This is a genomic window from Actinocatenispora thailandica (assembly GCF_016865425.1).
GTDB lineage: Bacteria > Actinomycetota > Actinomycetes > Mycobacteriales > Micromonosporaceae > Actinocatenispora > Actinocatenispora thailandica.
This window is the reverse complement of record NZ_AP023355.1, coordinates 121,559-146,043: the sequence shown is the minus strand read 5'-3', so window position 1 is coordinate 146,043 and position 24,485 is coordinate 121,559. Positions and strand designations below refer to the sequence as shown.

Annotated in this window: 21 protein-coding genes and 1 tRNA gene; 16 read left to right on the top strand and 6 right to left on the bottom strand. The window is 72.2% G+C overall.

The annotated features are described in order from the left end of the window. Nucleotides 1-24: 24 nt before the first annotated feature. The 6 genes from Athai_RS00665 to Athai_RS00640 all read left to right on the top strand — a co-directional run bounded on the left by Athai_RS00665 (nt 25) and on the right by Athai_RS00640 (nt 5,952). Nucleotides 25-1,068: a carbohydrate ABC transporter permease gene (locus Athai_RS00665; protein WP_203959654.1), complete on the top strand. Its 1,044-nt coding sequence runs from the start codon at nt 25-27 to the stop codon at nt 1,066-1,068. A gap of 74 nt (nt 1,069-1,142) precedes the next feature. Further along, nucleotides 1,143-1,925 (top strand): carbohydrate ABC transporter permease, encoded by a 783-nt coding sequence (locus tag Athai_RS00660; protein WP_203959653.1) that lies wholly within the window; start codon nt 1,143-1,145, stop codon nt 1,923-1,925. Nucleotides 1,926-1,963: 38 nt separating this feature from the next. Further along, a complete protein-coding gene (locus tag Athai_RS00655) occupies nt 1,964-3,337 on the top strand; it encodes an ABC transporter substrate-binding protein (protein ID WP_203959652.1) in 1,374 nt (457 codons plus the stop codon). Next, entirely contained in the window at nt 3,334-4,029 is a 696-nt protein-coding gene (locus Athai_RS00650) for a glycerophosphodiester phosphodiesterase (RefSeq protein WP_203959651.1), read from the top strand. The genes Athai_RS00655 and Athai_RS00650 overlap by 4 nt, the downstream gene beginning before the upstream one ends. After that, nucleotides 4,026-4,721, top strand: a complete 696-nt coding sequence (locus Athai_RS00645) for an HAD family hydrolase (RefSeq protein WP_203959650.1) — start codon at nt 4,026-4,028, stop codon at nt 4,719-4,721. The genes Athai_RS00650 and Athai_RS00645 overlap by 4 nt, the downstream gene beginning before the upstream one ends. 163 nt (nt 4,722-4,884) lie before the next feature. Further along, entirely contained in the window at nt 4,885-5,952 is a 1,068-nt protein-coding gene (locus tag Athai_RS00640; RefSeq protein WP_203959649.1) for a hypothetical protein, read from the top strand. 98 nt (nt 5,953-6,050) lie between these two features. Here the strand turns inward: Athai_RS00640 and Athai_RS00635 are convergent. Then, nucleotides 6,051-6,124, bottom strand: a tRNA-Thr gene (locus Athai_RS00635). Nucleotides 6,125-6,230: 106 nt separating this feature from the next. Here Athai_RS00635 and Athai_RS00630 point away from each other — a divergent pair. Further along, nucleotides 6,231-7,190: a bifunctional helix-turn-helix transcriptional regulator/GNAT family N-acetyltransferase gene (locus tag Athai_RS00630; protein WP_203959648.1), complete on the top strand. Its 960-nt coding sequence runs from the start codon at nt 6,231-6,233 to the stop codon at nt 7,188-7,190. Beyond that, nucleotides 7,187-7,378, top strand: a complete 192-nt coding sequence (locus tag Athai_RS00625; protein ID WP_203959647.1) for a hypothetical protein — start codon at nt 7,187-7,189, stop codon at nt 7,376-7,378. Before Athai_RS00630 ends, Athai_RS00625 begins: the two co-directional genes overlap by 4 nt. A gap of 100 nt (nt 7,379-7,478) precedes the next feature. Here Athai_RS00625 and Athai_RS00620 read toward each other — a convergent pair whose 3' ends face one another. Further along, on the bottom strand, nt 7,479-8,774 hold the full coding sequence (locus Athai_RS00620; RefSeq protein ID WP_239156626.1) for an MFS transporter: 1,296 nt from the start codon (nt 8,772-8,774) through the stop codon (nt 7,479-7,481). 168 nt (nt 8,775-8,942) lie between these two features. On the opposite strand from Athai_RS00620, the gene Athai_RS00615 reads away from it, so the two are divergent. Both Athai_RS00615 and Athai_RS00610 read left to right on the top strand, forming a co-directional pair. After that, nucleotides 8,943-10,580 carry a long-chain fatty acid--CoA ligase gene (locus tag Athai_RS00615; protein ID WP_203959645.1) on the top strand — a complete coding sequence of 546 codons (1,638 nt, stop codon included), beginning with the start codon at nt 8,943-8,945 and terminating at the stop codon, nt 10,578-10,580. 140 nt (nt 10,581-10,720) lie between these two features. Continuing rightward, the gene (locus Athai_RS00610) at nt 10,721-11,371 is read left to right on the top strand and encodes a hypothetical protein (RefSeq protein ID WP_203959644.1); all 651 of its coding nucleotides are present in this window, start codon (nt 10,721-10,723) and stop codon (nt 11,369-11,371) included. Between the two features lie 70 nt (nt 11,372-11,441). Here Athai_RS00610 and Athai_RS00605 read toward each other — a convergent pair whose 3' ends face one another. After that, a complete protein-coding gene (locus tag Athai_RS00605) occupies nt 11,442-11,975 on the bottom strand; it encodes an inorganic diphosphatase (RefSeq protein ID WP_203959643.1) in 534 nt (177 codons plus the stop codon). A 2,093-nt stretch (nt 11,976-14,068) separates the two neighbouring features. Here Athai_RS00605 and dacB point away from each other — a divergent pair. From dacB to Athai_RS34655, 5 genes are all read left to right on the top strand, one after another. Next, nucleotides 14,069-15,919 (top strand): D-alanyl-D-alanine carboxypeptidase/D-alanyl-D-alanine endopeptidase, encoded by a 1,851-nt coding sequence (dacB, locus tag Athai_RS00600; protein WP_203959642.1) that lies wholly within the window; start codon nt 14,069-14,071, stop codon nt 15,917-15,919. 188 nt (nt 15,920-16,107) lie between these two features. Beyond that, the gene (locus tag Athai_RS00595) at nt 16,108-17,175 is read left to right on the top strand and encodes a zinc-dependent metalloprotease (protein WP_203959641.1); all 1,068 of its coding nucleotides are present in this window, start codon (nt 16,108-16,110) and stop codon (nt 17,173-17,175) included. A gap of 6 nt (nt 17,176-17,181) precedes the next feature. Beyond that, nucleotides 17,182-18,153: a tRNA lysidine(34) synthetase TilS gene (gene tilS, locus Athai_RS00590; protein WP_203959640.1), complete on the top strand. Its 972-nt coding sequence runs from the start codon at nt 17,182-17,184 to the stop codon at nt 18,151-18,153. Nucleotides 18,154-18,207: 54 nt separating this feature from the next. Beyond that, nucleotides 18,208-18,849, top strand: coding sequence for an L-threonylcarbamoyladenylate synthase (locus tag Athai_RS00585; RefSeq protein WP_203965240.1), 642 nt, complete (start codon nt 18,208-18,210; stop codon nt 18,847-18,849). A 138-nt stretch (nt 18,850-18,987) separates the two neighbouring features. Further along, nucleotides 18,988-19,842, top strand: a complete 855-nt coding sequence (locus tag Athai_RS34655; RefSeq protein WP_275422356.1) for an Rv0361 family membrane protein — start codon at nt 18,988-18,990, stop codon at nt 19,840-19,842. 73 nt (nt 19,843-19,915) lie between these two features. On the opposite strand, the gene Athai_RS00575 is transcribed toward Athai_RS34655, so the two are convergent. From Athai_RS00575 to Athai_RS00565, 3 genes are all read right to left on the bottom strand, one after another. Then, the gene (locus Athai_RS00575) at nt 19,916-21,598 is read right to left on the bottom strand and encodes an FUSC family protein (RefSeq protein WP_203959639.1); all 1,683 of its coding nucleotides are present in this window, start codon (nt 21,596-21,598) and stop codon (nt 19,916-19,918) included. Beyond that, complete coding sequence (locus Athai_RS00570; protein ID WP_203959638.1) at nt 21,523-21,876, bottom strand: hypothetical protein; 354 nt, start codon at nt 21,874-21,876, stop codon at nt 21,523-21,525. Before Athai_RS00570 ends, Athai_RS00575 begins: the two co-directional genes overlap by 76 nt. A 125-nt stretch (nt 21,877-22,001) precedes the next feature. After that, on the bottom strand, nt 22,002-23,495 hold the full coding sequence (locus tag Athai_RS00565) for a potassium/proton antiporter (RefSeq protein ID WP_203959637.1): 1,494 nt from the start codon (nt 23,493-23,495) through the stop codon (nt 22,002-22,004). A gap of 243 nt (nt 23,496-23,738) precedes the next feature. On the opposite strand from Athai_RS00565, the gene Athai_RS00560 reads away from it, so the two are divergent. Next, nucleotides 23,739-24,401: an ACT domain-containing protein gene (locus Athai_RS00560; protein ID WP_203959636.1), complete on the top strand. Its 663-nt coding sequence runs from the start codon at nt 23,739-23,741 to the stop codon at nt 24,399-24,401. Nucleotides 24,402-24,485 lie beyond the last annotated feature (84 nt).

Genomic DNA, 24,485 nt, shown 5'->3' with positions numbered 1-24,485 from the left:
ACTCGACGCTGACCAACCGATCAGATGAGCGATAACGAGGCGCTGCATGAACCGAGGAGCAACGATGTTCGAGCGGGCCGGCAACGGACCACCATGGTTGGCCAGCCGATGACCGGCGCCCTGGCCGACCGCACAACCCGGTCACCGGCTCCCGTGACGAACCCGCCGCGGCAGCGGTTGCGTCGCGCGCTGCGTCGGCACGGCAAGGAGTACCTGCTGTTCGCCGCCCTGGCCGGCCCCAACCTGGCGCTCATCCTGGTCTTCTCCTACTGGCCGGTGATCTACAACCTCTATCTGAGCTTCACCTCGTGGGACATGATCTCCCCGGCCCCGAGCTGGGTCGGCCTCGATGAGTACCGCCAGCTCTTCACCAGTGCGGACTTCGGCCACGTCCTGCTGAACACCGCGAAGTTCGTCGTCCTCATCGTGGTGGGCGCCATCGTGGGCGGACTTGCCACGGCCCTGGTCCTGAACCAACGGCTGGCCGGTCGGGGACTGGTACGAACCCTCAGCTTCGCCCCACACATCGTCTCGGGCGCGGCGATCGCAGCGCTGTGGCTGTTCATGCTCGATCCGAGTTTCGGGCTGCTGCGCGCCCTTCTCGAACCGCTGGGAATCTCGTCGCCGCAGTGGACGACCAGCTCGCACTATTCGCTCTACGCGCTGGTGATGGTCTACCTGTGGAAGGGCATCGGGTTCTGCGCGATCATCTACGTCGCCGGAATGCAGAACCTGCCAACCGACCTTTTCGAGGCCGCCACGCTGGACGGCGCGAACCGCTGGCAGCAGTTCCGCCACGTGACGTTCCCCCTGCTGTCCCCGGTCACCTACTTCCTCGTCGTGACATCGATCATCGGCGCGTTCCAGGCGTACGACGTCACGGCAGTCATGACCGGCGGCGGCCCGGGACAGTCCTCGACCACGCTGAGCTGGTTCATCTATCAACAGGCGTTCCAGGCCTCGAATGCCGGACTGGCCGCCGCCGCCGCAATGGTCATGCTGGTCGTTCTCCTGACGATCACCATTCTGTTGGCCCGGTACGGAGAGCGGAGAGTGACCTACCAATGAGGGCCGAAACATCCACCCGACCGAATCCCGCGGGCCGGACCGCGGTGCGCAAGATCCTGCTGTACGCGGCGTTGGTGCTGATCGCCGCCGTGTTCGTCATGCCGCTGTACTGGCTGTTCAGCTCGGCCGTGAAACCGAGTGGCGAGATCTACCAGTTCCCGTTGCAGTGGATCCCCCGCCAGCTTCATTGGTCGAACTTCACCAACGCCTGGCACGACGCACCGTTCGGATCCTTCTTCGTCAACTCGATCATCGTCACCGTCGTCGGCACGGTGATCAAGATGGTGTTGGCGACAGGCTCGGCCTACGCGTTCACGTTCCTGCCCTTCCCGTTCAAACGGTTCATCTTCCTGCTGTTGCTCGGCACCCTGATGACGCCGGGCACGATCACCCTGCTCACCAACTACCTGACCGCCTCCGATCTCGGCTGGGTGGACACCTACGCGGGCCTGATCGTCCCCGGCGCCGGCTCGGCATTCGGCATGTTCCTGCTGCGCCAGCAGATGATGGCGCTACCGCGCGAGGTGTTCGAGGCCGCCCGGGTGGACGGGGCGAGCCACCTGCGGATCCTGCTGCGAATGGTCGTTCCGATGTCGCGCCCGATGATGATCACCGTCAGCCTGATCTCCGTCATCGAGGTGTGGAACGACTTCATCTGGCCGCTCATCATCACGACGACCACCGAAATGCGCACCCTGCCGATCGGACTGCTCTACCTGAAGTCGCAGGAGGGCTACAACGACTGGGGCGCCATCATGGCCGGCACCGTCATGGTCGCCGCGCCGATGTTGGTCGTCTTCCTCCTCGCCCAGCGATACATCGTCGCGGGCTTCTCCGGCGGCGCAATCAAGGGCTGATGCCCGCGCGCCGTCACCACGGAAAGGACTTCCACCAGATGTCAGAACAGAGACTCGCGCCGATATCCGGCGCGGCCCTGAGCCGCCGGTCACTGCTCGGGCTCGTCGGCGCCGGTGCCGTCGTGGCGCCAGCCCTCGCAGGGTGCTCGCATGGCGGCGGGAACGGCTTCGCGCAGGTCGACGTCAAGGTTCCGAAGAAGTACAGCAACCGCAAGCACAAGGTCGTGCTCTGGAGTTCGTGGAACGCTTCGGCCGGGAAGGTACTGGACGGCTTGGTCGCGAAGTTCAACGATTCGCAGAACGAGATCTATGCACAGGCCCAGTACCAGGGGAACTACTTCGACGCGACCGCCAAGGTGACCGCCGCGCTCCGCGGCAAGGCGGTACCGGACATCATGGCCTTCGGCCAGACGGCCTGGCAGATCTTCTTCCTGAACGAGACGCTGGAGGATCTCAGCGGTTACGCGGACGAGAAGTTCAGCTCCTCGTTCTACGCGAACCTCTACGGCGCCGGCGTGATCAAGAACAAACCGTACTGGATCTCGTTCGCGCGCAGCACTCCCATCATGTACTACAACAGGGATCTGTTCGCCAAGGCCGGACTGCCCGACCGCGGCCCCAAGACCTGGAGCGAGCTGCGGGACTGGGGTTCGGTACTGACCAAGCAGAAGGCCGCCGGCAAGCCGGTGAAGGCGACGGAGCTGTCCGGCGGCGACAGCTGGGAATTCGAGGCGAGCGTCTGGGAGTTCGGTGGCCGAATTTCCAACGGGCTCGACGTCGTGGTGAACAAGGACGGCGCGGTCGAGTGCGCGGAGTTCATGCGCAAGCTGATCTTCCAGGACAAGATGGCCATTCTGGCCAGCGAGTACGGGACGAACTTCAACAACGGTCTGGTCGGGACCTACATGAACTCCACCGGCGCGCTGGCCGGCACCTACGAGGCGGCGAAGTTCGAGGTCGGCTGCAGCCCACTACCGACCCAGGTGACCCGCGGTGTCCCGACCGGCGGCGCGGGATTCTCGATCTTCAAGGGCGTACCGAAGGAACGCAAGCAGGCCGCCTGGGAAGTCATCAAGTTCCTGTCCTCGCCGGAATCGTCGGCCACCTGGTCCTTGGGTACCGGGTACCTGCCCGTCGTCAAGGCCGCCGTGAACCAGCCGGACTACGAGAAAGCGATGCAGAAGGATCCGAACCGCGGCGTCGCGGTGGCACAGCTGGCGCACGCCGGCCGGCTGGACGAGGTCGATGCCTACGTGCAGAACGCCTCGCCGATCATCTACGGCGGGCTGCAGAAGATCTACGGCGACAATCGACCGTCGCAGGGAGTACTGGACGACGTGGCGAAACAGCTCACCGCCGGTGAGAAGAAGATCAAGCCGATGTACGACAAGCTTGTCGGTGGCGCTGGGTGACCAACCTTCGAACCTTTCGGATCACCGGCCACCGAGGCGCGATGGGCTACATGCCGGAAAACACCCTCGCTTCCTATCGCCGGGCCGTCGCCGATGGTGTCGACGAGGTCGAACTCGACCTCCGCCTCAGCCGGGACGGCGAAATCGTGCTGATGCACGATGCCACCGTCGATCGGACCACCGACGGGCACGGCGCCGTGGCGGAGATGACGCTGGCCGAGCTGCAACGCCTGGACGCGGGCGACGGCGAACGGATCCCGACCCTGTACGAGGCGATCAATACCATCGACGTCACCATTCTGGCCGAGATCAAAGCCGATGCCGCAGTGGCAGCACTGGGGCGGATCCTGACCGATCGACCCGACCTGCACAAGCGAATCCAGCCGATGAGCTTCCACGCCCGCCACCTCACACCGCTACTGGCCGAATTCGACGATCTGCGGTGCGCGTTGCTTTCCGATTCGGGGTCCGACCAGCTCATCGAGCAGGCCATGGAGCTCGGTGTCGGGTGGCTCGGAGTCGGTTGGAAGGGCACCAGCCCCGAGCTCATCGAGCACGCGCACCGCCACGGCCTGGAATATTGCGTGTGGCCGGCCCCGACCACGGTCGAGGTCGAGCGGGCCAGATCCTGGGGAGCGGATGGGGTGACCACCGACTATCCGGCCGATGTGATCGTTGGAGAAACCCCATGACCGCCACCGGCATCGAGGCTGTTCTGTTCGACATGGACGGCACCCTTTTCGACAGCGAGCGGATCTGGGACGTCAGCCTCGCCGAACTGGCTCGCAAGCTCGGCGGCGAGTTGTCGCCCGCTGCTCGACACCGGCTGGTCGGAAGCAACCTGCTGCGAACCGTTCGGATGGTGCAGGACGACCTCGGTGTCGAGGAGGACGACCGGCTGCTGGCCGACTGGTTGCTGGAACGCACCTGCGAGCTGTTCGCCGCCGGCGTGCCCTGGCGACCGGGGGCCCGGTCCCTGGTCGAGTCCGTTCGGTCCCGCGGAATCCCGACCGCGCTGGTGACCACCAGTTACCGCGTCTTGGTGGACGTGACGCTGGCCGAGATCCCGGCCGGGATGTTCGAGTTCACCGTCTGCGGTGACGAGGTCGAGCACCCCAAACCGCACCCCGAGCCCTACCTGACAGCGGCTGCGGCGCTGGGCGTCGACCCCGGACACGGTATCGCGATCGAGGATTCCCTGAACGGGATCACCTCCGCGGTCCGAGCGGGATGCCTGACCGTGGCGGTCCCCGAGGAGCCAACCACGCTGCCCGACCCGCACGGCGCGGTCGTGATGGCGCTGGACGACGTCACCGTCGACGGGTTGGCCGCGTTGCTGAGCGGTCGGCGGCGGCACGACGAGCCGGAAGGGGTTGATAGCTGACCGTTGCTCGACGTCAACCAGGAGGCCACTGAACAGTAGGGAGAACACGATGTTCGGTCACCGAAGCGCGTGGCGTCCCCGTCGGTTCGGCAGACGATCGGTCGCCACAGCATGCCTGGCGCGATCGGTCGCCACAGCATGCCTGGCGGTATCCGCCCTGGTCATGACGACCAGCCCAGCCATGGCGGACACCCTGCCGGCTTCCCACAGCTTCGATCTCAGTGCCGAGGTCGCCAAACAGCCGGTGCTCCTGAAGGAGGAGATGCAGCATCCGTACTGGGGTGGCCCGGTCCAGGCGTTCGCCTTCGACGACGTGCACCACTACCTGTTCGTCGTGCAGAACCACAACATCTACGACTCCTACACCGCCGATGGCGTGTTCCAGGGCTACACCGACACCCTGGTCATCAACCGCATCCCGCTGACCGGCCCCGACGCTGGCCAGGTGATCGACAGCATGACCGTGCCGGATGCCGGCCACGGCTCGATCGGCGTGGTGCCCGTCGGTTCGCAGTCCCAGATCTGGCTGGAGGGCGATCCGGACGGCCCGGCCAGCGGACCGTGCGCGGGGCAGCACACGTGTGCTGCCTCGAACGAGACGGAGATCTTCGGTACCGAGATCGACAGCTTCATGTACGAGCCGAACGCGATCACGACGACGACCCGCCCGGCCGGGCTGGTGGCCCATTTCGTCGGCAACTACCACATCTCGGTGTCCTCCGACCCGGTGCACCAGCGGCTGGCCATCCGGTACTGGAACGCGTCGTTGTCCTCGTTCCGGGTCGCGGTCTACGACTGGAACGACGTGCACGATCCGGCCCTGCTCCGGGTGTCCATCCCGCAGACCAGTTTCGCCCAGGGCTTCGCCCTCTACGGTCAGTACTACTACGTGCTGAACGGGTCGTGCCTGCCGACCGACAGCGGCTGCACCGACTCGACCCAGTTGTTCGAGATGGACCTGAACAGCGTCGGGTCGCAGGGCTCCTCGACCCAGGCGCAGATCAGCCAACATGCCCACACCGCGGCGCTGGGGACCACCCTGCAGGGGCTGAAGGCCGAACCGGAGGGCATTGCCGTGCACGCCGACGCGCAGGGAACCATCGGCCTGTTCTTCGGCTTCAACTCCCGGCTGGTGGCCGACCACAACCTGCCCAAGGTCGTCAGCATCGTCTGCAAGATCGGCTGGCTGCCACACGTGGCCAGTCCGCAGCCTGACCAGTGCCCGATCTGATCCCAGCGGGCGCCGCCGCGCTTCCCCGGTGTCGCCGAGCGACGAAGCGCCCCACCGAAGGATTCTTCGGTGGGGCGCTTTCCCTGTGTTGCAAGCTGAGCCGCCTGTGGGAATCGAACCCACGACCTACGCATTACGAGTGCGTCGCTCTGGCCGACTGAGCTAAGGCGGCAGCGCTGGTGAGTGTACGCGATGACGCGCGAGCGGCACGAAGTGGTTGCGGCGGCATCCGGGAAGTGTTTGACTGAGTCAAAGACCTCCGGGACCCGGGAGCGGACATGATCGACTCGTCGCGGCAGCGCGTCGCCGAGGTACGCGCGTTCAACCGGTTCTACACCGCCCTGCTCGGCCTGCTGGAGAACGACCACCTGCACCTGCCGTACACGCTGACCGAGGCCCGGGTGCTGTTCGAGCTGGGTCAGGCCGACCAGGTGGACCTGCTGGAGGTGCGGCAGCGGCTCGGCCTCGACGCCGGCTACCTGACCCGGCTGGTGACCAAGCTGGCCCAGGCGGGGCTGGTGACACGGGAACGCTCCGCCACCGACGCGCGGCGCCAAGTGGTGCGGCTCACCGAGGACGGCCGGGACACCTACCGCGAGCTCAGCAGGCGCTCGTCGGACCAGATCGGCGAGCTGCTCGGCAGGTTGCCGGAGCCGGCCCAGCAGCGGCTGCTCGCCGCGATGGGTACGGTCCGCGACGTGCTCGGGGAGCCCCGCGCCGGCGACGGCGGGGCCGGCGCCGAGGCGGCGGTACGGCTGCGGGCGCCGGAACCAGGCGATCTCGGCTGGGTGGTGTCGCGCAACGGCGCGATCTACGCCGCCGAGTACGGCTGGGACGCCGACTACGAGGCGCTGGTGGCGCGGATCGTCGCCGACTACGTCGAGCACCGCGACCCGGCGCGGGAGACCGCCTGGATCGCCGAGCGCGACGGGGTGCCGGTCGGCTGCGTGTTCTGCGTCCGCGCCGACGAGCCGGACACCGCGAAGCTGCGGCTGCTGCTGGTCGAGCCGGCCGCCCGGGGCCTCGGCGTCGGCGGCCGGCTGGTCGACGAGTGCCTGCGGTACGCCACCGAGGTCGGATACCGCCGGATGGTGCTGTGGACCAACGACGTGCTCACCTCCGCCCGGCGGATCTACGCCCGGGCCGGCTTCGAACTCGTCGACAGCGCGAAGCACCGCAGCTTCGGGCACGAACTGGTCGGTGAGACCTGGGCGCGACCGCTCGGCGGTGCCCGATGACCGCGCTGGTGTTCATCGTGTCGTTCGCCGTCCTGCTCGCGGTGGCCCAGCTGCTCGGGTTCACCCACGACAGCCGGGACGGGCAGGACTGGCACCCGCCCCGTCCCCGGCACCGGCCGCCCCGGCAACCGGCCGACAACGTCGTACCGCTGCCACCGCGCCGGCATCGGCACCGCCCGGCCGCCTGACCGCCGCCCGAGCGGCGCCGGTGCCGGCCTGGCTCCGGCCTGCGGCAGTGCCGGCCGGGGCGCCGGGGGCGCCGGTACCGGGAAGGCTCTGCCGGCGGCGTCAGTCGGCCAGGGCGGCGGCGTTGGCGGCGCGGGCCGCGTCCACCTGCTGCTTGTGCGCCAGCCCGTCGCGACCGTCGTACCGGCGGAACGCGGGCAGCGCGACCGCCAGCGCCACCGTGGTCAGGACGCACAGCACGCCGCCGGACACGATCGAGCCGGTGACCCCGGTGAACCGGGCGACGACACCGCCGCGCAGGTTGCCCAGCGACGGCCCGCTGGAGTAGCTGAGCATCTCGACGCCGGCGAGCCGGCCGCGCAGGTGGTCGGGGATCGTCTGGTTCCAGACGATGCCGCGGAACATGCCGCTGATCTGGTCCGCGGCCCCCGCCAGGGCGAGGCACAGCAACGCCAGCCACAGCGTCGGCGCCAGGCCGAACCCGGCGATCGCGAGCCCCCAGGTCGCGGCCGCGACGATGATCATCACGCCGTGCCGGTGCACCCGGCCGGTCCAGCCGGAGCTGACCGAGGCGACCAGGCCGCCGACCGACTCGGCCGTGTACAGCATGCCCAGCACCGTCGGCCCGCCCAGCCGGTCGGCGACGAACGGGTACAGCGCGAGCGGCATGCCGAAGAACATCGCGTTGATGTCCACCAGGTAGGTGCCGAGCAGTTCCTTGCGGCTCGCCGCGTACCGCAGGCCGGTGAGCACGCCGCGCACGCTGGGGCGGTCGGCGTCCGGCGGCGGCGGTACCGCGCGCACCGCGACCAGGCAGCCCAGCGACGCCGCGAACGTCACCAGGTCCAGCCCGTACGCGGCGGGCAGGCCGGCCCAGGCGATCAGCGCACCGCCCAGCAGCGGGCCGATCAGCGAGCCGATCGTGCTGCGCATCGAGTTCAGCGCGCTGGCGGCGGGCAGTTCGGCCGGGGTGACCAGCCGCGGCATCATCGAGTCCAGCGCCGGCCGTTGCAGGCCGTCCAGGGTGGCGCTGATCGCGGCGATCGCGTACAGCAGCCACAGCTGCGGCGCGGGCAGCAGCGCGTTGCCGACCAGGATCGCGGTGAGCAGGGTGAAGCCGACCTCGGCGCCGAGTACCAGCTTGCGCCGGTCCAGGTAGTCCGCGAGCGCGCCGCCCAGCAGCGCGGTGACCAGCAGCGGCGCGAACTCGACGATGCCGAGCAGGCCGACCAGCAGCGGCGAGTCGGTGAGCGTCGCCACCTGGTACGGGATGGCGATGTAGGTGACCATCGAGCCGAGGAACGACACGCCCGCCGCGAGGTAGGTGAGCCGGAAGTCCCGGGAGGTACGCAGCGGGGTCACATCGAGCGCCCAGCGACGCCACGGAATCACGGCCACGCCCGAATCGTGTCGGTACCGCTGCCGCTCCGCGACGCATTTTCCGGTGCGGCGGCGCCGCGCCGGGGGCCCGGGTCGAGGCCGGCACCGGCCGGGCGGGCGCCCTGATCGGCGGGTCGAACTCATCGACGGGTACCGAATTGTGACGGCGGCCACTAGCGTGTGATCATGCGGAGCACGATGCAGGAGTGGCCGCTTCGGCTGAGCCACGTCCTTGACTACGGCAGCACGGTGCACGCCGACACCGAGATCCTCACCTGGACCGGTAGCGGCGCGCGGACCACCACCAACGCCGAGATCGGCCGGCTGGCCGCCCGGCTGGCCAACGGGCTACGCGAGCTGGGCGTGCGCGGCGACGACCGGGTCGCCACCTTCTGCTGGAACAACGCCGAGCACATGGCCGCGTACCTGGCCGTACCGGCGATGGGCGCGGTGCTGCACCCGCTCAACATCCGGCTGCCCGCCGACCACCTGGCGTACTCGGCGAACCAGGTGGCCGACAAGGTCGTCCTGGTGGACGGCACGCTGATCCCGGCGCTGGCCCCGATCCTGCCCCGACTGTCCACAGTGGAGCATGTGGTCGTGATCGGGGACGGCGACGCCGAACCGCTCGCCGCCGCCGGCAAGCCGGTACACCGGTTCGACGAGCTGACCGGCGCGCAGCCGGACACCTTCGACTGGCAGTACGACGGGGACGAGACCGACGCGGCGGCCATCTGCTACAGCTCCGGCACCGTCGGGCTGCCCAAGGGCGTCGCCTACTCGCACCGCTCGATCTGGCTGCACTCCATGCAGATCGCGTCGGCCGGCTCGTTCGGCTTCGCGCCGGCCACCCGATCGCTGGTGGTGGTGCCGATGTTCCACGTGATGGCGTGGGGCATGCCGCACGCGGCGTTCATGACCGGCGCCGGCCTGCTGATGCCGGACCGGTTCCTCACCCCCGAACCGCTCGCCGCGATGATCGCCGCCGCGAAGCCGACCCACGGCGCCGCGGTCCCGTCGATCTGGACCGGCCTGCTCGCGTACCTGAACGCGCACCCCACCGACACCTCCACGCTGAAGGAGGTGGTGGTCGGCGGCTCCGCCTGCCCGGAGTCGCTGATGCGCGGGTTCGACGAGCACGGCATCCGGATCGTGCACGCCTGGGGCATGACCGAGACCTCACCGCTCGGCTCCATCGCCCGGCCACCGGCCGGGGTCACCGGCGACGAGCTCTGGCGGTACCGGCTGAGCCAGGGCCAGATCCCGGCCTCCGTGCAGGCCCGGATCGTGGCACCGGACGGCAGCGTCGCGCCCCGGGACGGTCAGACCGTCGGTGAGCTGGAGGTCGCCGGGCCGTGGATCACCGGCCGCTACCTCGACTCCGACGAGCCGGACCCGGACCGCTTCGACGACGGCTGGCTGCGCACCGGCGACGTCGGCACCCTGAGCGCCGACGGGTACCTCACCCTGACCGACCGGGCCAAGGACGTGATCAAGTCCGGCGGCGAGTGGATCAGCTCGGTCGAGCTGGAGAACCACCTGATGGCGCACCCGGCGGTACTGGAGGCCGCAGTGGTCGGTGTGCCCGACGCCAAGTGGGAGGAACGGCCGCTCGCCTCGGTGGTACTGCGGGACGGCGCCAGCGCCACACCCGAGGAACTGCGCGACTTCCTCGCCGACCGGATCCCGCACTGGCAGCTGCCGGAACGCTGGACGTTCCTCACCGAGGTACCGAAGACGACGGTCGGCAAGTTCGACAAGAAGGTGATCCGCCGCCAGTACGCCGACGGCGACCTCGCGGTGCGCAACCTCAAGGAATCCTGACCGCCGGCCGGGCCCGGGCGGCCCCGGCGGCCAGCGCGGTCCGGACGGCAGGCTCAGGGGAACACCCGACTCCGGCACCGGTGCTTTTCGGGGTCGTCACCGATATCGGTGACGACCCCGCCGTTCCTACGCTTCCTGCCATGACCGGAACCCCGCTCCCCCCTGCCGAGAAGACCACGCCGCCGGCCGCCGCCCGGCCGGGACCGCCGCCGGTCGCGCTCACCGTGCTCGTCGCCGCGCCGGCAGTCTGGTTCTTCGGCTGGGTCATCATGCGGATGCGGACCGACCACGGGCCCGGCGCCGCCTGGACCACCGCACACTCGCTCTGGATCGTCGCGTTCGCCATGTTCGGCGTCGGCTGCGTCGGGCTGGCCCGGCTGGCCGGGCGGCGTTCCGTGGCGCTCGTCGCCGCGACCGCCGTCGCCCTGGCCGGCGCCCTGCTCACCACCGTCCAGATGGTGCTCGACCTGATCGTCGGGCTCGCTCCCACCGCGGCCGCGATGGACGCGCGGTACGACACGGTGTTCGCGGTGCCCGGCGTGCGGCTGGTCTTCTACACCCTGGCGCCGGTCGTCTTCTACGTCGGACTGCTCGCGCTGCTGGTGCTCGCCGCGGTGCGGCGGACCGCGCCGGTGGCGCTGGTCGTACTGGCCGGGTGCGGGATCCTCGCCAGCGGCATCGGGCACGGCCTGCCCGGCCTGCTGCGGCTCGTCGAGGGCGGCGGCGCGCTGCTCATCCTGGGCGCACTCGCCGGCATCGTCCGGACCCGCCGCGGCACCGCGGCCGGCTGAACGACCACCGGCCCGGGCATGCCGAAGCCCCGTCGACCGACGGGGCTTCGGACGGGTTACCAGCCGCGGATCAGGCGCCGGGGAACGGGTGCACGCCCGGGTCGTGGTACTCGCCCGCCGCGACGGCCTCCTTGTACCGGGTGAAGGAGCGCTCGATCTCGGCCTCCGCCTCGATCCGGCCGACCCAGTCGGCGCCCTCGACGCTCTTGCCCGGCTCCAGGTCCTTGTAGACCTCGAAGAAGTGCTGGATCTCCAGCTTCTCGAACTCCGGCATGTGATGCACGTCGCGCAGGTGGTCCTGGCGCGGGTCGCCGGCCGGCACGCACAGCAGCTTGTCGTCCGGGCCGCTCTCGTCGGTCATCCGGAACATGCCGATCGCGCGGCACCGGATCAGGCAGCCCGGGAACGTCGGCTCCCGCAGCAGCACCAACGCGTCCAGCGGGTCGCCGTCCTGGCCCAGCGTCAACTCGACGAACCCGTAGTCGGCCGGGTACTGAGTCGCCGTGAACAGGGTGCGGTCGAGCCGGATGCGGCCGGTGGCGTGATCCACCTCGTACTTGTTGCGCTGACCCTTGGGGATCTCGATGGTGACGTCGAACTCCACGCCCCGGTCCTCCAGTTCGCTCCCGGCAGCGTGGGCCACCGGCGACAATGACTTCTTGCTCGGCCGGTCGGTGCGGGGCGTTGCGCCTGCCCGAGTCGGCGATCCACGACGCCGGCCCCGGTGCCGGCTGTCACGCGGTACTGGTCCAGTAGTCTCGCGCAGGTGCGGCGGGGAGGCAGCGGGAGGGGCTTGTGACGGGAGATTGCACACACCCTAACGACCATTCTTCGGACTCTTCACCCGCGTCGGATATAAACTCCCCGGCCGAACAGAACGGGAAAGAACACCCCGGAAACGGCGCGCCGACCAAGGGTCCCGACCCCGCCACCGACGCCGCCGAGCCAGCTGTCGAGCCTCCCGCCGGGGCGACCGTGAGCCCGGAGCCGCCGGACGCGACCGCGGGCCATGCGACGCCCGGCGAACGCACCGCCGCGGAGACTCCCGAAACGACGTCGACCGCGGAGGCTCCCGAAACGGACGCGGGCCCGGACGCGACCACCGCACCTCCGCCAGCCACCGAGCCCGACGCCAAGGCCGCCACCGAACCGACCGCCGCCCCGGACGCGACCGCCGCGCCCCCGCCAGCCACCGAGCCCGACGCCATGGCCGGCACCGAACCGGACACCGAAGCGACCGCCGCCGTCGTCGCCGCGCCCGACGACGTGCTCGCGGCCGAACCGGACGCCGGCGCGGCGACCGACGCCGACCCGGGTACCGACGCCCCGCCGACCGCCGGTCCGGGCAGCGCTACGGAGCCGGCCACCGGCACCGAGGCGGATCCTTCCGGCGCCAACGGCACCGGTACCGGCGCGTCCACCGATGGCGCGTCCACCGGTCGCGCGGACAGCGGTCGCGCGGACAGCGGTCGCGCGGACAGCGATCGCGCGGACAGCGGTGCAGACGGCGGTCGAGCGGACAGCGCTGCGGACAGCGGTCGAGCGGGCACCGGTGCGGACGGTGCCCCCGGCGCCGCCGCGAGCGCGGCACCGACGGCGGAGGTGCCTGCCGCCCCCTCCTCCGCAGCGGCAGGCACCGGCACGCCCCCGGCCGCGGCCGGCACGGACGGACCGGCACCGGGTACGGACGCAGCGGCACCGGGTACGGACGGCCTCGCGGCCACGCCAGCGGGCGGGGGCCCGGACGACCCCGCCGCCGCAGCCGGCCCGGCTGGCGCCGCGGCCGGGCCGGATGACGCTGCGGCCGAGGCGGCCCACGCCGAACCGGCGGAGCACGCCACGGATGTTCCGGCGGACCGCGATACGCCGCCGGATCGCGCCACGAGCGGTCCGGCCGAGCACGGCCCTGCGCAGGATCGCGCCAGCGGTACGCCACCGGCCGGCACCGACAGTACGCAGATCCTGGACCTGTCCGGTCTTCGCTGGGCGGGCCCGAACGAGCCAGCGGCGCCCCGCCCGCCCGACACCGGATCCACGACGGCGGGATTCGCGCCGGCTGAGCCCGGGGACGCGGCACGGCCGGCGGTCGCTCCGCAACCGGGCGACTCGGCGGGCGCCGCGCCCGCGAAGCCGACCGAGACGTTCGAGCCCGCGCGAGCGGACCAGGCGGCCGAGCCCGGGCGACCCGACGAAGCGGTGCGCACGCACGAGTCGGCCGGTGCGGCGCCGACGCCCGAGCCGACCGAGTCGGCGCGAGCGGACCAGACGGCCGAGCCGGCGCGAGCGGACCAGACGGCCGAGCCGGCGCGAGCGGACCAGGCGGCCACGACGGCGCGAGCGGACGGGACGGGCGAGCCCACGCGACCGGACGGGTCCGCGGATTCGGGACGACCGGACGAGGACGGGCCGTCGACCGGCGGACGAGCCGCCTGGCCGGACTGGCCGATCGAGCCGACGCCGTCGCTCGGTGCACCGCCGCCGGCCGAACCGATCGCCCGGCCGGCACCCTTCCGACCCGGCGCCGACGCGCCGACGCCACGAGGGCGGGCGACGGTGCGGCCACCGGCAGCGCCACCGGCCCGCGGTACCGCATCGGTGCCACCCGCCGGCCCGACCCCGCCGCCCGCCGACCCGGCACCGGCACCGGCTGAGCCGGCCCCGTCGCCCCAGTTCCGTCCGGCAGCCGGGACCGCCCGGGTGCCGGGAAACGCACCCGCCACCGGCACCGCGCAGGTGCCCGCGGCCGGCACCGACCAGGTGCCCGCACCGCCGTTCGACACCGACGCCACCCGGTCGATCCCCAGGGCGAGCGCGGAGACCGCCCCCGGGCGAGCCAGCCGTGAGACCGCGACCGGGCGGGCCGGCGGCGAGACCGCGGCCGGGCACGCCGCTGCCGGCGCCGGCGCCGGTGCCGGACACCCCGGTACGGCCAACGGTGCCGGGCCCGGTACGGCCAACGGTGCCGGGCCGGGTGCGGCCAACGGTGCCGGGCCGGCTACTGGTAGCGGGCCGGGCGCGGCCGACGGTGCCGGGCACCCCGGTACGGCTGGGCAGGCCGCTGACGCGGAAGCTCCACCGGTACCGGTGGAGCCGCCGACGTTGCGGTTGCCGGCACGTCCGCCGACTCCGCCGCCACCGCCGGCGGAGGTACCGGCGCCGGCCCGCAGCAGGCCGGGCCGGCCGAACCGGATCCTGATCGGCGCGCTCGCCGCGTTGGGGGTCCTGGTCCTGATCGCCGGCGGCCTGGTGGTGTTCCGGCCGGGCCCGGTGGAGAAGCTGTTCGCCGACGGTGCGACGCCGTCCCCGTCGCCGTCCACGGCGGCGCCGAGCCCGGTACTCGCGCCGGTGTCCGGTGCGGCGGCGCCGACGCCGGCCGGGGTGGCGCGGGCGCTCGGCTCGAAGCTCACCGACCCGCGTCTCGGCGCGCGTACCGCCGTCTCGGTGGTCGACGTGGCGACCAACAGCGCCCTGTACGGGAAGACGCCGAACGCGATGGAGGTCCCGGCGTCGGTGACGAAGCTGGTCACCGCGTCGGCGGTGCTGACCGTGCGCGGCCCCACCTACCGGCTGACCACCAGCGTGGTCGCCGGTTCGAAGCCGGGCGAGGTGATCCTGGTCGGTGGCGGCGACCCGACGCTCGCCACCAACGGCCACAGCACCTACCCGGAGGCGGCCCGGCTGGACAAGCTGGCGGACCAGGTCAAGAAGGCGCTGCACGGCACCAAGCCCACCCGGGTACTGGTGGACTCGTCGCTGTTCGGCGGCGCGGGCACCGGACCGGGCTGGGACGACGACATCGTGTCCGGCGGGGACGCGGCACCGATCCGGCCGGTGATGCTGAACGCCGGCCGGGTCGACCCGAACGGGGCCACCGCCGTTCGCAGCACCGAGCCGGACCTGGACGCCGGCCGCAAGCTGGCGCAGCTGATCGGCGCTCCCACTAGCACGGTGGCGCACGGCACGGCGCCGTCCGGCGCCCGCCGCCTCGGTGCCGTCAAGTCGCCGCCGCTGCTGCACCTGATCGAGATGATGCTGCAGCGCAGCGACAACGTGATCGCCGAGACGATGGCCCGCCAGGTGGCGCTCGCCGAGGGCAAGCCGGCCACCTTCGCCGGCGGCGCGGCGGCGACCACCGAGGTGATCGAGCGGCTCGGCCTGAACACCAGCGGGTTGCGGTTGCACGACGGCAGCGGGCTGTCCCGCAAGGACCGGATCTCGCCGTCGTTCCTGACCAGCCTGCTGACGTCGATCACCGACGGGAAGCATCCCAAGCTGTGGCCGGTGTGGACCGGGATGCCGGTCGCCGGCTACACCGGCACGCTGATGAACCGGTACACCCGGGCGGCCGGGGACGCCAAGGGCGCCGGCCTGATCCGCGCCAAGACCGGCAGCCTCAACGGCACCAGCACCCTTGCCGGGTTGGTACTCGACTCGGACGGGCGGCTGCTCGCGTTCGCGATGATGGCCGAGGGGGTGACCGACTGGGGTGGCGCCGAAGCCGCCCTCGACGAGGCCGCCACCACCCTGGTCGGCTGCGGCTGCCGCTGACGGTGACCCGGCGGCGAAGCCCCGCCCCCCATTTCCCCCACGTGGGGCGAAAACAGCGAACAGAGGTGGTCCTCACCCCATCGCCGCGGGCGCGCTGGGGCGAACAGGGGTGGCGTTTCTCCGCAGCGCGAAACGAACGAGGGGGTCGATGCTGGGCGGCCCGGCCGCCAGGCACGTACCGTTGGACCATGACGCAGTTTGTGGACTGGGATCTTGCCATCAGCACGGCCGGGACCATCTCGAAGGCGGGTCCACGGGTCAGCTTCGACGAGGCGGCCGAGGTGGTGGGCGATCTGCGTCAGCTGACCGACGAGGCGGCCAGCCACGTCATCGCCACTTCCGGCCTGGGTTCGGCGGCCGGTGCCGCACCGGCCGGGCATCCGCCGGTGCGGGTGGTGGACAGGGCAGACTGGGCCGCGGCGAACCTGCGCGGCCTGCGCGACGTGATGACCCCGCTGATGGAGCGGGCGCTGGCCGGGCGCGTCCCGGGCGCGTTCGCCCAGCAGGTCGGGTCCCGGCTGACCGGCGTGCAGGCCGGTACGGTGCTCGGCTACCTGTCCGGCAAGGTGCTCGGGCAATATGAAGTGTTCTCCGGCGAGCCGGGCAACCTGCTGTTGGTGGCGCCGAACATCGTCGAGGTGGAGCGCAAGCTCGGCGCGCCGCCGCGCGATTTCCGGCTGTGGGTGTGCCTGCACGAGGTCACCCACCGCACCCAGTTCACCGCGGTGCCGTGGCTCCGGCAGTACTTCCTGGATCAGGTCGGCGAGTTCGTCGACGCGTCCCGGGCGGACACCGAGCAGCTGGCCGACCGGCTGCGGCATGCGATGGAGTCGCTGGCCGACGCGGTGCGGTCGCCGGACAGCCGGTCCAGCGTTCTCGACCTGGTGCAGACGCCGGCGCAGCGCGAGGTGGTCGACCGGCTGACCGCGCTGATGACGCTGCTGGAGGGGCACGCCGACTACATCATGGACGCGGTCGGGCCGCAGGTGGTGCCGTCGGTGGAGGAGATCCGCAGCAAGTTCAACCGGCGCCGGGAGACCACGAACCCGGTGGAGCGGGTGATCCGCAAGCTGCTCGGCATCGACGCGAAGATGCGGCAGTACGCGGAGGGCAACAAGTTCGTGACCGCGCTGGTGGACCGGGTCGGCATGGACGGGTTCAACCAGGTGTGGGAGTCGGCGGAGACGCTGCCCCGGCTGGCCGAGATCACCGACCCGGACGCCTGGCTGCGCCGGGTGCACGGCACCGAGATCTGAGCGTCGATGGCGCGGTTGCCGCCGGCGGTGGCGGCGGTCCGGGTCGCGGTGCGCCGGTCGCTGGCCGACCTGCCCGGCGGCGGTACGGTGCTGGTCGCCTGCTCCGGCGGCCCCGACTCGCTGGCGCTGGCGGCGGCGGCCGGGTTCGTGGCACCGCGGGCGGGGCTGCGGGCCGGGCTGGTGACCGTCGACCACGGGTTGCAGCCGGGGTCGGCGGCGCGGGCGGCGGAGCTGGCCGGGTGGGCGACGGCGGCGGGGCTGGCCCCGGTCGAGGTGGCGACGGTGACGGTCGGCGCGGCGGGCGGGCCGGAGGCGGCGGCGCGCGCCGCGCGGTATGCGGCGCTGGACGAGGTGGCCGACCGGTACGACGCGACGGTGCTGCTCGGTCACACCCGGGACGATCAGGCCGAAACGGTACTGCTGGCGCTGGCTCGCGGCGCCGGGCCGCGCGGTGTCGCCGGCATGCCGGCGGTCCGTGGACGCTATCGGCGACCGCTGCTCGGGCTGCCCCGCGCGACGACGATCGCGGCCTGCGACCAGCTCGGCCTGGCGCCGTGGCAGGACCCGCACAACACCGACCCGGCGTACGCGAGGTCCCGGCTGCGGTCCGCGCTGGGCGAGCTGGAATCGTTGCTGGGCAAGGGTTTCCGCAGCAACCTGGCGCGGACCGCGGAGCTGGTCGCGGCGGACAGCGAGCTGCTGGACGAGCAGGCCGGCGCACTACTGTCCACAGTAGACAAGGACGATGGGCTGGTGGTCGCCGAGCTGGCCGCCGCACCCCGGGCGCTGCGGACCCGGGCGCTGCACGCGTACGCGCGGCGGCTCGGGGCGCCCGGCACCGACCTGACCGCCGGGCACGTGGCCGCGCTCGACGCGCTACTGACCGACTGGCACGGCCAGGGCCCGGTGTACCTGCCGGGCGCGATCACCGTGCGTCGCGGCGACGGCCGGCTGACCCCGCCGCTACCCCGGGTGTGACGCCGTACCGGCCGGTTCCCTCCGCGGCGCCGGCGTGGGAGACTCCGTGACGTGATGAGCTACGACTGCCGCACCCTGGCCGAGCGCGACCAGGGCATTGCCGCCGCGGTGGAGGCCGTCAAGTCCGGCCAGCTGGTGGTGTTCCCCACCGGCACCATGTACGGGCTGGGCGCCGACGCGTTCGACGAGGATGCGGTGGCCGAGCTGCGCCGCCTCAAGGATCACGGCCGGGACGTGGCGTCGCCGGTGATGGTCGGCTCGCAGCAGACGCTCGACGGGCTGGTGCTGGTGCTGCCGCAGGCAGCCCGCGAGCTGGTCGAAGCGTACTGGCCGGGTGAACTGAGCGTGATCGTCGAGCACGCGCCGAGCCTGGCGTGGGACATCGGCGACACCGACGGCACGTTTCTGGTCCGGCAGCCGCTGCATCCGGTGGCGCTGGAGCTGCTGCGCGAGACCGGCCCGATGGTGGTCGTCGGGGCGTCCCTGCCAGGGAAGACCCCGCCGACCACGGCGGACGAGGCGCAGGAGCAGCTCGGTTCGGCGGTCTCGGTGTACCTGGAGGGCGGTCCCGGCGGGGACCCGGTGCCGTCGACGATCGTCGACTGCGCGGAGGAGCCGCCGATGCTGCTGCGCGCCGGGGCCCTGTCGCTCGACACGCTGCGTACGGTGGTGCCGGAACTCGTCGAATCGGACTGATCGGCCACCCCACGGCCGGACGCTTGCCAGCGTCGGCCACGATAAGTAATCGAATCCTAGGGCGTGTCTGGTGGATCTTGGCTCGCCCAAGATCCACCAGACACGCCCTAGGCAAGACTGCGACCCGCGGAGACCCTCGTGACCTATCCCCCTGGCCAGTACGGCCAGCCCGGCGGCAACGACCCCTACGGTCAGCAGCCGCCCTATGGCCAGCCCCAGCAGCCGTACGGCCAGCCGCCGGCGAGCGGTCAGCCCGGGTACGGCCAGCCCGATCCGTACGGCCAGCCGCCGGCGAGCGGCCAGCCCTACGGCCAGCCGGCCAGCGGTCAGCCCGCCTACGGGCAGCCGCCGGCGAGCGGCCAGCCGTACGGCCAGCCCGGGTACGGGCAGCCGGCCAGCGGCGTGCCCTACGGGCAGCCGTCCGCCGCGCCTGACCCGTACGGCCAGCCGGCTCCCGACCCGTACGGCCAGCCGGCGGCCCAGCCGTACGGCCAGCCCGGCTACCAACCCGGGTACGGCGGCATGCCGCCGGTCCCGCAGCAGCCGAAGAAGTCCAAGCTGCCGATCATCCTGGGCGCCGGCGGCGGTGGCCTCGCCCTGATCATCGTGATCATCATCGTGGCGGTCGTCGCGTTCAGCGGCAGCGGTGGCGCGAAGGACCCGGCGACGGCGGTGCAGAAGTACCTGACCGCGGTGTTCAAGGACAAGGACGCCGGCACCGCCAAGGCGATGCTCTGCAAGGCGGAGCAGCACACCACCGACGCGGACCCCGCCGAGGTGCAGAAGCAGTTCAAGCAGGGTTCCACGACGGTCTCGGTGGACTGGACCACGCCGGTCGAGTCGAGCCGCTCCGGCAAGAACGCCGAGGTCAAGAACGATCTGAAGATGTCGTACAACGGGCAGCACGTGGACCTGCCGGTGACCTGGAAGGTCGTCGACGAGTCCGGTTGGAAGGTCTGCGACCTGGAGACCGGCACGCCGAAGACCGGCTGACCGGGTCGGCGAGCGTCCAACGCCGGCCGGGGCCTGCCTCGGCCGGCGTTGTGGTGTCCGGTGCCGGTACCGGTCAGACGGCGCCGAGGGAGCGGTCGGCGGGCTCCGGGCCGGCGGCGATGCGCCGGGCGGTGCGCACCCGGGACGCGATCGGTTGCAGCGCCTCGTCGGCGGGGGACGGGATCTCGTCCGGCGAGCGCCGACCGCGCAGCGCGCCCGCCAGGTCCCGGAGATCGGCGACGAGCAGGTTGATCGCGTCGGCGGCCGGCGGCCGGCCGGACTCGGTGCGTACCGCGTCGCGCGACTTGATCGCCGCCGCCGTGGTGGCGTCCACCGCGTACTCCAGCTCCACGATCATCGGCCACCACGCCGCGGCGCTGGTACTGACCGGCGGCGGTTCGGCGAGCTTGCGTTGCAGCGAGGTCCGCACGTCCGACATGGTCTGGTAGGTCCGGCGACGTTGCCGCCGCGCCGCACCCACGTCGGTGCCGAACGCCGCCCGCAGGTAGTCGGCCAGCTCGTCCACCGCGTCCGCGACCTGCGGCCCCAGGTGCACCCGCCACGTCTCCGGCCACAGCAGGTACCCGAAGATCAGCGCGACGGCGCAGCCGGTGGCGGTGTCGATCAGCCGGGTCAGCAGGATCGACGGCCCCTGGTGGGTGCTGAAGTCGATCAGCAGCGACACCAGTGGGGTCAGGAAGATCGCGAACATGCCGTAGTTGCGGCCCATCACGATCGGCAGCACGCCGGCGGCGACCGCGATGAACGGCAGCAGCCAGGCGCCGTTCGGCGCGATCGCGAGCAGCGCCGCGCCGATCAGCACGCCGCCGAGGGTGCCGAGGGCGCGCTGCACGCCGCGGGCGAACACCGAGCCGAAGTCCGGTTTCAGCACGATCGCCACGGTCAGCAGGATCCAGTACGACCGTTCCAGGTGCAGCACGCCGCGCAGGATCTCGGCCAGCGACATGCACAGCACCAGCCGCATCGCGTACAGCCAGGTGGCGGGGCCGGTGAGGATCGTGTCGCTCCACCGGACCAGCCGCTCGCGCATCGACGGCGGCAGCAGCGGTGCGGTCGGTACCGTCTGGTGCTCGGGCTTCAGCAGTTCGCGCACGTCGTTCATGCCGGTGCGCAGCGCCCGCAGCCGGTACGTGTCGGGATGCCGCAGCGACTCCGGCATCGGTGGTGGCGGCCGGTCGTTGCGGATCGCCTCGGCCACCGCGCGCATCCCGGCCGGGATCTCCGCCGGTACCGGCTTGCCCAGGTGCGCGATCGTCACCGCCGCCTCGGTGACCGGGGTGGCGGCGTTGAGCAGCGCGGTCAGTTCGCGGAACGTCGGGCTGCGGCCGGCCGAGCGGGACCGGACGGACAGCAGCGCGTCGTAGCCGGCGTTCATCGCGTCGGTGACCGCCTGCCGGGCTGCGACGGCCCGGTCGGTACCGGTGTCGGCGAGCAGGTCGGCGATCGACCGGTACACCGCCGCCACCGCCTCCCGTTCCGGCGCGCGAACCCCGCCGACCAGCGACACCAGCGCCGAGAGCAGCAGCGCCCACAGCGCGCCGACCAGGTACAGCGCCGGGATGACCCACGGCGCGAACGGCTGCGGCAGGCCGGACGCGATCGCCACGTAGACGAGCAGTTGCAGCCCGGCGGTGGAGGCGGCGGCGTTGATCACCGACATCAGCGCCGAGGCCAGCGACGCGGCGGCCACCACCAGTACCGCCGCCCAGCCGGTACCGACGGCGAGGTGGCCCACGTAGAGACCGACGGCACCGGCGAAGCCGACGCCGACCTGGCGGGCCACCCGGAACCGGAGGGGCCGCCGCGGTCGGCGAGCGCGGTGGCCATCGCGCCCATGCCGGCGAAGGTGCCGAGGCTCGGCGCGCCCAGCGCGAGGAACACCGCCAGCGGGGTGGGGACCGAGACGGCCATCCGCAGCACGTCCAGCCACGAGATGGCAGCCGGTTTCAGCCGCACCAACTCGACGATCCAGTCCGGTGCGGACAGCTCGAACCGCCGCGCCTCGACGGCCATGTCCCCCATGATCACAGAAACCGGCTGCGCACCGCGTCGTTGCCGGCCAGCCCGGCGGTACGGCCGGGTCGGTGGCTGGCAGCGGTGGCCGGCGGCGCGGGCAGGGGGCGCGGGCAGCGGCGCGGTCAGCGGCGCTGGTCCGGGTCGCGCCAGCCCGCCTGCGGGCCACGCTGGCCGACCGCCGCGAGCCGGCGCTCCACGTCCGGCCGGACCCGGTTGGTGGTCATCACGAGCAGCTCGTCCCGGGCCCGGATCGGGGTACGCAGGTCCGGCACGAACGCCCGGCCGGCCCGGATCACCATCGTCACCACGGCCGGGTCCGGCAGCCGCAGCTCCCAGATCTCCACGTTGCGCAGCCGGGACCGGGGCGAGACGACGACGTGGATCAGGTCCGCGTCCAGCACGTCCAGCGGCGCGGACTCGATCTCCAGGTCCCTGGTCGCGTCGGCGGACACCAGGCCGAGCCGGCGGGCCACCGGCGCCAGAGTCGGCGCCTGTACCAGTGTGAACGCCACGACCAGCACGAACACCACGTTGAACAGCCGCTCCGAGCCCGGTACGTGGGCCACCACCGGGAAGGTGGCGAGCACGATCGGCACCGCGCCGCGCAGCCCGGCCCAGGACAGCAGCACCGCCTCCCGGCGCGGTACCCGGAACGGCAGCAGCGACACCGCCACCGACACCGGCCGCGCCACCAGCAGCAGGACCAGCCCGAGGAGCAGCGCCGGGACGATCGCCCCCGGCAGGTCGGTCGGCGTCACCAGCAACCCCAGCGACACGAACAGGCCGATCTGCGCGATCCACCCCACACCCTGCGCGAACGAGCGGACCGCGTGCCGGTGCGTGCGGCCGGTGTTGCCCAGGACGATCGCGGCCAGGTACGCGGCGAGGAACCCGCTGGCGTGCGCCGCGCCGGCCGCCGCGAACGCGATCAACCCCATCGCGAACGTCGCCAGCGGGTACAGCCCGGACGACGGCAGCGACAGCCGGCGCAGCCCGAGCGCGCCGAGAAACCCGGCCGCCAGGCCGATCGCCGCGCCGAGCCCCAGCTCGTACCCGAGCGCGACCAGCGCACGGGGCGCCGTACCGGCGTCGATCGGTACGGTGAACGCCAGGACCAGGATCACCACCGGCGCGTCGTTGAACCCCGACTCGGCCTCCAGCAGCCCGGCGATCCGGTGCGGCAGCGGCAGCGCCCGCAGCACCGAGAACACCGCGGCGGCGTCGGTGGACGCCACCACCGCGCCGAGCAGCAGCGCCAGCTGCACCGACACGCCGAGCAGCAGCCAGGCGCCGAGCGCGGTGACCAGCACGCTGACCACCACGCCGAGGGTGGCCAGGGTCGCGGCCCGACCGAGCACCGGCCGGATCAGCCGCCAGTCGGTCGACAGCCCGCCGTCGATCAGGATCACCGCGAGCGCGCCGATCCCGATCGCCTGCGCCACCTGGTCGTTGGAGAACCGCACCCCGAGGCCGTCCTCGCCCAGCACCAGCCCGATCGCGAGGAAAGCGAGCAGCACCGGCAGGCCGACCCGGCTGACCAGCCGGGCCGCCGCGATGCTCGCCACCACCACGAATCCGCCGACGAGCACCACCAGGTACAGCTCGTGCAGCGTCATCGCGGGTGCCCTCGCCTCCCGTTCGGCGCCGCGGCGCGGGCGGTGCGTGACCGCCGGGACCGACCGCCCGCAACGGCCGTGGATCAACGGTACGCAACGCGGTGCCCGGATCGGGCCCCATCGGGCGATCGGACGCGCCGCGACGCCGGGTTTCACGGCGGCTCAACAGGGCCGAAACATCGACCGGCCACGCTGCGTACCGAGGCCGCGGCGAGGGTACCGGCTGTCGGAAGGAGCGTCGTGATGCTGACCAGGTTGCGGGTACGGATGCCGGACCGGCCCGGCACGCTCGGCCGGATCGCCGCCGCACTCGGCGCCGCCGACGTGGACATCCGGCAGGTACGGGCGCTGGACGTCGGATCGGGCCGGGCGGTGGTCGACGTCCTGGTCGCGCTGCCCGCCACGATGCTGCCCGGCGCGGCGGCCCGGATGCTCACCGGCATCCCCGGGGTACGGCTGGACGGTTGCTGGCAGACCAGCGACTCGCTGGAACTCGAACTCGGCCTGGAGGCGCTGGCCGAGACGCTCGCCACGCCGCAGCGCGCGCTGCCGGTACTGGTCGAGGCGACGCCGCGGGTGGTCGCGGCGCACTGGTCGATCGCGCTCGCGGTACCGAGCGGTCGGGCCGTCCGGGCCAGCTGGCGGGCACCTCGACTGGCACCGAGCCCGCTCACCGACGTCCGGCCGCACACCTCGACCGCCGCGGACGGCACCCGGCTCGCGGTGGTACCGCTGGGGCAGGACCACGCGCTGCTCACCGGCCGGCGCAACGCGCCACCGTTCCATCAGTCCGAACTGCGCAGCCTGACCACGCTGGCGCGGGCGGCGGCGCGGCTGATCGACCTCACCGGCGCGACCCGGCCGGCGCGCCCGAGCCTGTCGCTCGTCGGTACCGACGACCGCTGACCCGACCGGCGCCAAGGCGGTGCCGTTCAGTCCGCGCCGGTCCAGGGCGGCGCCGGTCCAGGACGGTACCGGTTCGGGACGGCG

Excerpts from the sequence above, each read along its gene's own strand:
- Athai_RS00665 (WP_203959654.1), top strand. The coding sequence starts at position 25 with ATGAGCGATAACGAGGCGCTGCATGAACCGAGGAGCAACGATGTTCGA.
- Athai_RS00625 (WP_203959647.1), top strand. The coding sequence starts at position 7,187 with ATGACCGCGCTGGTGTTCATCGTGTCGTTCGCCGTCCTGCTCGCGGTG.
- Athai_RS00645 (WP_203959650.1), top strand. The coding sequence starts at position 4,026 with ATGACCGCCACCGGCATCGAGGCTGTTCTGTTCGACATGGACGGCACC.
- Athai_RS00565 (WP_203959637.1), bottom strand. The coding sequence starts at position 23,495 with ATGACGCTGCACGAGCTGTACCTGGTGGTGCTCGTCGGCGGATTCGTG.
- Athai_RS00585 (WP_203965240.1), top strand. The coding sequence starts at position 18,208 with ATGAGCTACGACTGCCGCACCCTGGCCGAGCGCGACCAGGGCATTGCC.
- Athai_RS00615 (WP_203959645.1), top strand. The coding sequence starts at position 8,943 with ATGCGGAGCACGATGCAGGAGTGGCCGCTTCGGCTGAGCCACGTCCTT.
- Athai_RS00640 (WP_203959649.1), top strand. The coding sequence starts at position 4,885 with ATGACGACCAGCCCAGCCATGGCGGACACCCTGCCGGCTTCCCACAGC.
- Athai_RS00570 (WP_203959638.1), bottom strand. The coding sequence starts at position 21,876 with ATGGCCGTCGAGGCGCGGCGGTTCGAGCTGTCCGCACCGGACTGGATC.
- Athai_RS00610 (WP_203959644.1), top strand. The coding sequence starts at position 10,721 with ATGACCGGAACCCCGCTCCCCCCTGCCGAGAAGACCACGCCGCCGGCC.
- Athai_RS00560 (WP_203959636.1), top strand. The coding sequence starts at position 23,739 with ATGCTGACCAGGTTGCGGGTACGGATGCCGGACCGGCCCGGCACGCTC.
- Athai_RS00655 (WP_203959652.1), top strand. The coding sequence starts at position 1,964 with ATGTCAGAACAGAGACTCGCGCCGATATCCGGCGCGGCCCTGAGCCGC.
- Athai_RS00630 (WP_203959648.1), top strand. The coding sequence starts at position 6,231 with ATGATCGACTCGTCGCGGCAGCGCGTCGCCGAGGTACGCGCGTTCAAC.
- tilS (WP_203959640.1), top strand. The coding sequence starts at position 17,182 with ATGGCGCGGTTGCCGCCGGCGGTGGCGGCGGTCCGGGTCGCGGTGCGC.
- Athai_RS00595 (WP_203959641.1), top strand. The coding sequence starts at position 16,108 with ATGACGCAGTTTGTGGACTGGGATCTTGCCATCAGCACGGCCGGGACC.